A 6,301-nucleotide genomic window follows, 5' to 3' on the forward strand; every position below is an offset into this window, starting at 1 on the left:
CCCGCGCGCGGAAAGAGACCCCTCATCCGTCGCGCTACGCGCACCACCTTCTCCCACAAGGGGAGAAGGAAGAGCCTACGACGCCCGCACCTGCCAGAACCGCAGCGTCCGCTTGGCGTTCTCCGCCGTCATTCTCGCGTAATGCCCCTGCGCCCGCGCGAGATCCGCGGGCTTCATCGCACCGGTCGCAAAGCGGCTTTCGAGCACGGCGACCGTGGTCTCCCAGCTGAGCTGGGCCGCCTTGCACGGCACCAGGAGGCCGTCGTCGCGAAGACTCTGCATCAGCGGGCGGACCACCTCGGCCGTCGATCCCGACAATGCCGCGAGCGCCGCCACCGTTTCCTCGTAGCGCCGCTGTCTGGCGAAGCCGAGCAAGGTCGCTTCGTTAAGCTGGCCGCTCGCCTTGAGATTCGCGATCGCGCGCTTGGCACCTTCGAAATCGCGCACGCCGGACATGTCGCGCGCAACGCCGACGGTGACGGCGGCGATCGCGCTCTGGATTTCCTCGAACAGATGCGGCGGGGCGCGGGACAGCAGGCGGGTGCGCACGGCATCGGTCGCCGAACGCAGCAACTGCCGGCGCAGATCCGACGGCAGATCGACGCGAACGCCGACGCTGACTCCGAGCTCCGGATCGCTTTCGGCCTGGCCGACGATGACCGCAAATCCGTTGCCCGAGACGCGCGCGCCGGGATTGGCGGCGAGCCGCCGGCTGACGCTGGGATAGCGCCGCGCCAGCAGCGCGTCGGTGACGATCTCCTTCAGCCACCAGCGGCCGGCGACCGCGAGCAGATGTGGCTCGCCCTTGACTGAGGCGATCTTCACCAGCTCGTCATCGTCGAGGCGGGCGGATTCCTGCAGCACGGGACCGGCAATGCGGATCTCGTCATTGTTGGCGAGGCGGCGGATTACGGAGGGCGGCGCCTGCGCGATCGGTGCGAGCTGCGCGCTGATTTCGGCAAGCGCGACGCGGGCGCCGATGTCGGCTATGGCACGCAGCTCGATGGTGCCGATCAGGCGCGCGAGCACGTCGTCGAACAGCGCGATCTGCTCGTCGTCGAACTTGCCGGCAGAGGACAGGAACAGCGCGGTGACGCGCCGGGCCGTTTCCAGGCCCTTTTCCGCCGATCCGAGCCGAATCGCAGATTCGACCTCGTCGATGATCGATAGCCCGGCCGTGGTCATCGCGCGCTGCTCGTCCTGAGCGGATTGACGGAAGCTTGTTCTAAGCAACCGCCATCATTAGCGGCGAGCGCTGAAGGTTTGGTAAACCACGGGTCCATAGCGGAGCACCACTCCGCTCCTCATCCTGAGGGCCCGCGAAGCGGGCGTCTCGAAGGATGGCCACGTGCCAGATGCGGCAACGGGGCCTCTATGGTTCGAGACGGCGCCGATGCGCCTCCTCACCATGAGCGTCTATCACTCTCCATTCCAGCCGCAGGCCCTGAGCTTTTCCTGCATGTGCGGCGGGGCCGGCGCAACCGCGCGAATCGGCTCCTTGTTGCGGGAGATCGGCACCACGATCTCGCGGGAGTGCAGGTGCAGCTTCGGTTCGCCGAAGCGCGGGCCGTTGCCGTAAATGTTATCGCCGAAGATCGGCCAGCCGCTCGCGGCCGCGTGCACCCGCAATTGGTGGGTCCGGCCGGTCACCGGTTCCATGGCGAGCCAGGTCAGGCCCTCGCCCCGGCCCATCACTTTCCAGTTGGTGACCGCCTTCTGCCCGTCCGGGTCCGGCTTCTGCCACCAGCCGCGCTCGGCATTGAGCCGGCCAAGCGGCATGTCGATGGTGCCTTCGTCTTCGACCGGCCCGCCCTCGACCACGGTCCAATAGGTCTTGCCGATCTTGCCGTGCTTGAACAAGAGGCCGAGAGAGGCGGTCGCCTTGCGATGGCGGCCGAGCACGAGGCAGCCGGAGGTGTCCTTGTCGAGCCGGTGGGCCAGCACCGGCGGTCGCGGCAGGCCGAAGCAAAGCGCGCCAAAGGAATCCTCGAGGTTCGGCCCGCCCTTGGGGCCGCGATGCACCGGCAGGCCGGCCGGCTTGTCGATGATCAGCATCAGCCCGTCGCGATGGAGCACGCGGCTCAAGATCTCGTCAGCGGTCAATTGGGGAACATCGAGCAATGGCAAGACTTTCGTTTGGAAGCGGGAACGGCTAACACGCCTCCATGAACGATACCACTTCCGAGACCCCCAAGCTGAGCTGGTGGCGCCGCCTGTCCAACGGGCTGAAGCGCACCTCGTCCTCGCTCGGCACGGCGGTCGCCGATCTCGTCACCAAGCGCAAGCTCGACCGCGCCATGCTCGACGACATCGAGGACGTGCTGCTGCGGGCCGACCTCGGCACCTCGGTCGCGGTGCGGATCGCGGACGCCGTCGGTACCGGGCGCTACGACAAGGCGATCTCGGCGGACGAGGTCAAGGACGTCGTCGCGACCGAGGTCGAGAAGGTGCTGGCGCCGGTGGCGAAGCCTCTCGTGATCGACGCGGCCAGGAAGCCGTTCGTCATTCTCGTCGTCGGCGTCAACGGCTCGGGCAAGACCACGACGATCGGAAAGCTGTCGCAGAAATTCGCCTCGGAAGGCCGCAAGGTGATGCTCGCCGCCGGCACCTTTCGTGCGGCGGCGATCGAGCAGCTCAAGGTCTGGGGCGAGCGCACCAAGACGCCCGTCATCGCGGGCGCGCAAGGCTCGGATTCGGCGAGCCTTGCCTTCAACGCGCTCACCGCGGCCAGGGAGCAGGCCATCGACGTGCTCCTGATCGACACCGCCGGCCGCCTGCAGAACAAGGCCGAGCTGATGAACGAGCTCGAGAAGGTCGTGCGCGTCATCCGCAAGGTGGATGACACTGCGCCGCATGCCGTGCTGCTGGTGCTGGATGCTACTGTCGGCCAGAACGCGCTGTCGCAGGTCGAGGCCTTCCATCGCACCGCCGGGGTCACCGGCCTCGTGATGACCAAGCTCGACGGCACCGCGCGCGGCGGCATCCTGGTGGCGCTCGCGGAGAAGTTCAAGCTGCCGGTTCACTTCATCGGCGTCGGCGAAGGCGTCGACGATCTCGCGCCCTTCACTGCGCGCGACTTCGCCCGCGCCATCGCCGGAATCGAATAGCGTCATCCTTCGAGGCGCCGCTTGCGCGGCTCCTCAGGATGAGGTCGTACCACACATGAGATCCTCATCCTGAGGAGACCGCGAAGCGGTCGTCTCGAAGGATGAGAGAGACGGAAGAGAGAATGGACAAGACCCAGCCGCATCCGCTGTTCAAGCTCGCGACCGAACTCGGTCCGCTGCTCGTGTTCTTCTTCGTCAACGCGAAGTTCAACCTGTTCGCCGCGACCGGCGCCTTCATGGTGGCGATCGCAATTGCGTTGGTCGCGTCCTATGTGATGACGCGTCACATTCCCATCATGGCGATCGTGACGGGCGTGGTCGTCCTGGTGTTCGGCACGCTGACACTGGTGCTGCACGACGAGACCTTCATCAAGGTCAAGCCCACCATCATCTACGGCCTGTTCGCCGCGATCCTCGGCGGCGGCCTGCTGTTCGGCCGTTCCTTCATCGCCGTGATGTTCGACCAGGTGTTCAACCTGACGCCGCAAGGCTGGCGCATCCTCACGCTGCGCTGGGCCTTGTTCTTCGCCGGCATGGCGGTGCTGAACGAAATCGTCTGGCGCACCCAAACCACGGACTTCTGGGTGAACTTCAAGGTGTTCGGCGTGACCACGGTGACCATGATCTTCGCGATCGCCCAGCTACCGCTGACCAAGCGCTACCATCTCGAGCCGGTGTCGCTGGAGCGGAGCGAGACCGAGGCGGGGGACGTGAGCAAGGGGTAGTCGGTTTGAGTCATTCCGGGGCACGCGAAGCGTGAACTATGGTGCGCAATTGCGCACCATAGAATCTCGAGATTGCGGGTTCGGCTCTGCGAGCCGCCCCTGAATGACAGTGATTACTTCAGCGCCTTCGCCAGCTCCGGCATCAGCACGGTCTTGAGGTTCTGCGGCGTGATCGGCCCCACCAGCTTGTAGACGATGGTGCCCTCGCGCCCGACGACGAAGGTTTCGGGCACCCCATAGACGCCCCATTCGATCGAGGCGCGGCCGTTGGCATCGACGCCGACGTGGCTGAACGGGTTGCCGTAGCGGCCGAGGAAGCGGCGCGCATTGTCGGCGGCGTCCTTGTAGTTGACGCCGGCGAGTTGGAATCGCTTGTCCTTGGCGAGCTCGGTCAGAAGCGGCGCCTCGTCGTGGCACGGCACGCACCAGGACGCCCAGACATTGACCAGGGTGACCTTGCCCTTGAACGCGGCGGGATCGAGGCCCGGCACCGGCGCCCCGTTGTCCTGCAATCCCGAGAGCGGCGGCAGCACCGTCTGCGGCGCGGGCCGGCCGATCAGCGCGGAAGGAATCCGCGAGATGTCGCCGCTGCCGAGCCGGAACCAGAACAGCAGCGCCAGGGCAAGGAAGGCGATCAGCGGCAGCACCATCAGGAAGGTGCGTCGCTGCGGCGGCGCGGGGCTCGATTGGTCGCTCATCGCAGCTCCGTCGCGCCGCGGCCCGAACGGCGGGTGATGCCGCGCTGCTCGAGCTCGCGCAGGCGCTGCGTCTGGCTGCGGTAATCGAGCATGACCCAGCCGATCAGGATCGCGACCACGAGCGCCGCCGCGGCATAGGACATCACGATGAACGAGGCGTAGGGACCAAGCGACATCGTCATGCTGCCCCAACTTCGTTCGACGCGTTTTCTTGACGCGAACCGGCGGCCGCTTCGCTCGAATACGCCATGCGGCTGGCCTGCATCATCTGCAGCGAGCGGACACGCCGGCGCAGGATCTCGTTGCGCATCGCTGCCAGATGCAGCGTGACAAACAGCAGCGTGAAGGCGACCGCCATCACGAGCAGCGGAATCAGGAACGACTTGTCGAGCGCCGAGCCGCCCACGCGCATCACCGAGGCCGGCTGATGCAGCGTGTTCCACCAGTCGACCGAGAACTTGATGATCGGCAGGTTGATCGCGCCGACCAGCGTCAGCACCGCGGCGGCGCGCGCCGCGCGCGAGGGATCGTCGACCGCACGCCACAGCGCCATCAGGCCGAGATACATCAGGAACAGGATCAGCACCGAGGTCAGCCGTGCATCCCATTCCCAATAGGTGCCCCACATCGGCCGGCCCCAGAGCGAGCCCGTGAGCAGTGCGAGGAAGGTGAAGGCGGCGCCGATCGGAGCAGCGGCTTTCGCGGAGACGTCGGCGAGCGGATGGCGCCACACCAGCGTGCCCAGCGAGGCGATGCTCATCACGCCCCACACGAACATCGAAAGCCAGGCGTTGGGCACGTGGATGAACATGATCTTGACCGTCGCGCCCTGCTGATAGTCGTCGGGCGCCTGGGCGGCCTGGTAGAGACCGATCGTGAGCAGGATGACGGTCGCGGCCGCGAGCCACGGCAGGACCCGCGCCGTCAGCGCGAGGAACCGTGTGGGGTTGGCGAGGTCGATCAGCGACATGGTATCCTGATAATCGGGAGGGTGCCCGCAGGCAATCAGCACGAAAGCCCGATGCGAAAGTTGATCGGGGTCAAATCAGTCCAGTCCGTGGCGCAGGCTCGCCGCCGCTGCGAATGGGCCGATCACCAGGCTGACCAGCGACAGCGCGCACAGGATCGAAAACGGCGCGCCGAACGTCATGGGACCGACGATCACCGCCTGCGAGGCCGCAACGCCGAAAATCAGCACCGGAATCGATAGCGGCAGCACCAGCACGGCCATCAAGAGCCCGCCGCGATGCAGCGTCACCGCCAGCGCGGCCCCGATCATGCCGGTGAAGGTGAGGGCGGGTGTACCCGCCAAGAGCGTCAGGGCGACCGCGCCGGTCGCGACCATATCGAGGTTGAGCAGCAAGCCCAGCACGGGGGTTGCGACAATCAGCGGCAGGCCCGCCGCCAGCCAATGCGCCAGCGCCTTGGCGGCACAGGCGAGCTCCAGCGGCGTCCGGCTCATCGTGATCAGGTCGAGCGAACCGTCCTCATGGTCGGCCATGAACAGCCGGTCCAGGGTGAGCAGGCTCGCCAGCAGCGCGCCGAGCCACAGGATCGCAGGTCCCAGCCGTGACAGCAGTGCCAGGTCCGGCCCCACCGCGAACGGCATCAGCACGACGACGGTGAGGAAGAACAGCACCCCGATCAGCGCCCCGCCGCCGACGCGCAGCGCGATCCGGATGTCCCGGCGGATCAGGGCGGACAGGGCGGTCATGGGGCGGCTCCGGCAGTCTCACGAACCGGCACCTCGCGCCACAGGCAAACTGCGCTC

General features: G+C 66.8%; 8 protein-coding genes. 2 read left to right on the forward strand and 6 right to left on the reverse strand.

Going from position 1 to position 6,301, the window contains the following annotated elements; all coding sequences use genetic code 11:
• Positions 1-75: 75 nt before the first annotated feature.
• Both JHD07_RS29895 and JHD07_RS29900 read right to left on the reverse strand, forming a co-directional pair.
• A complete protein-coding gene (locus tag JHD07_RS29895) occupies positions 76-1,185 on the reverse strand; it encodes a DUF2336 domain-containing protein (RefSeq protein WP_291628679.1) in 1,110 nt (369 codons plus the stop codon).
• A gap of 234 nt (positions 1,186-1,419) precedes the next feature.
• Entirely contained in the window at positions 1,420-2,121 is a 702-nt protein-coding gene (locus tag JHD07_RS29900; RefSeq protein ID WP_291628681.1) for an RluA family pseudouridine synthase, read from the reverse strand.
• A gap of 44 nt (positions 2,122-2,165) precedes the next feature.
• Between JHD07_RS29900 and ftsY the strand changes: the two genes are divergently transcribed.
• Both ftsY and JHD07_RS29910 read left to right on the forward strand, forming a co-directional pair.
• A complete protein-coding gene (ftsY, locus tag JHD07_RS29905; protein WP_291628683.1) occupies positions 2,166-3,107 on the forward strand; it encodes a signal recognition particle-docking protein FtsY in 942 nt (313 codons plus the stop codon).
• Between the two features lie 122 nt (positions 3,108-3,229).
• Entirely contained in the window at positions 3,230-3,832 is a 603-nt protein-coding gene (locus tag JHD07_RS29910) for a septation protein A (RefSeq protein WP_291628685.1), read from the forward strand.
• A 113-nt stretch (positions 3,833-3,945) separates the two neighbouring features.
• On the opposite strand, the gene JHD07_RS29915 is transcribed toward JHD07_RS29910, so the two are convergent.
• From JHD07_RS29915 to ccmB, 4 genes are all read right to left on the reverse strand, one after another.
• Positions 3,946-4,530 carry a DsbE family thiol:disulfide interchange protein gene (locus tag JHD07_RS29915; RefSeq protein ID WP_291628687.1) on the reverse strand — a complete coding sequence of 195 codons (585 nt, stop codon included), beginning with the start codon at positions 4,528-4,530 and terminating at the stop codon, positions 3,946-3,948.
• Positions 4,527-4,712, reverse strand: coding sequence for a heme exporter protein CcmD (gene ccmD / locus JHD07_RS29920; RefSeq protein WP_291628689.1), 186 nt, complete (start codon positions 4,710-4,712; stop codon positions 4,527-4,529). The genes JHD07_RS29915 and ccmD overlap by 4 nt, the downstream gene beginning before the upstream one ends.
• Positions 4,709-5,500: a heme ABC transporter permease gene (locus tag JHD07_RS29925; RefSeq protein WP_291628691.1), complete on the reverse strand. Its 792-nt coding sequence runs from the start codon at positions 5,498-5,500 to the stop codon at positions 4,709-4,711. Before JHD07_RS29925 ends, ccmD begins: the two co-directional genes overlap by 4 nt.
• A gap of 75 nt (positions 5,501-5,575) precedes the next feature.
• Positions 5,576-6,244, reverse strand: a complete 669-nt coding sequence (gene ccmB, locus JHD07_RS29930; protein ID WP_028150494.1) for a heme exporter protein CcmB — start codon at positions 6,242-6,244, stop codon at positions 5,576-5,578.
• Positions 6,245-6,301: the final 57 nt, after the last annotated feature.

It is taken from the genome of Bradyrhizobium sp. (assembly GCF_016462955.1).
Lineage (GTDB): Bacteria > Pseudomonadota > Alphaproteobacteria > Rhizobiales > Xanthobacteraceae > Bradyrhizobium.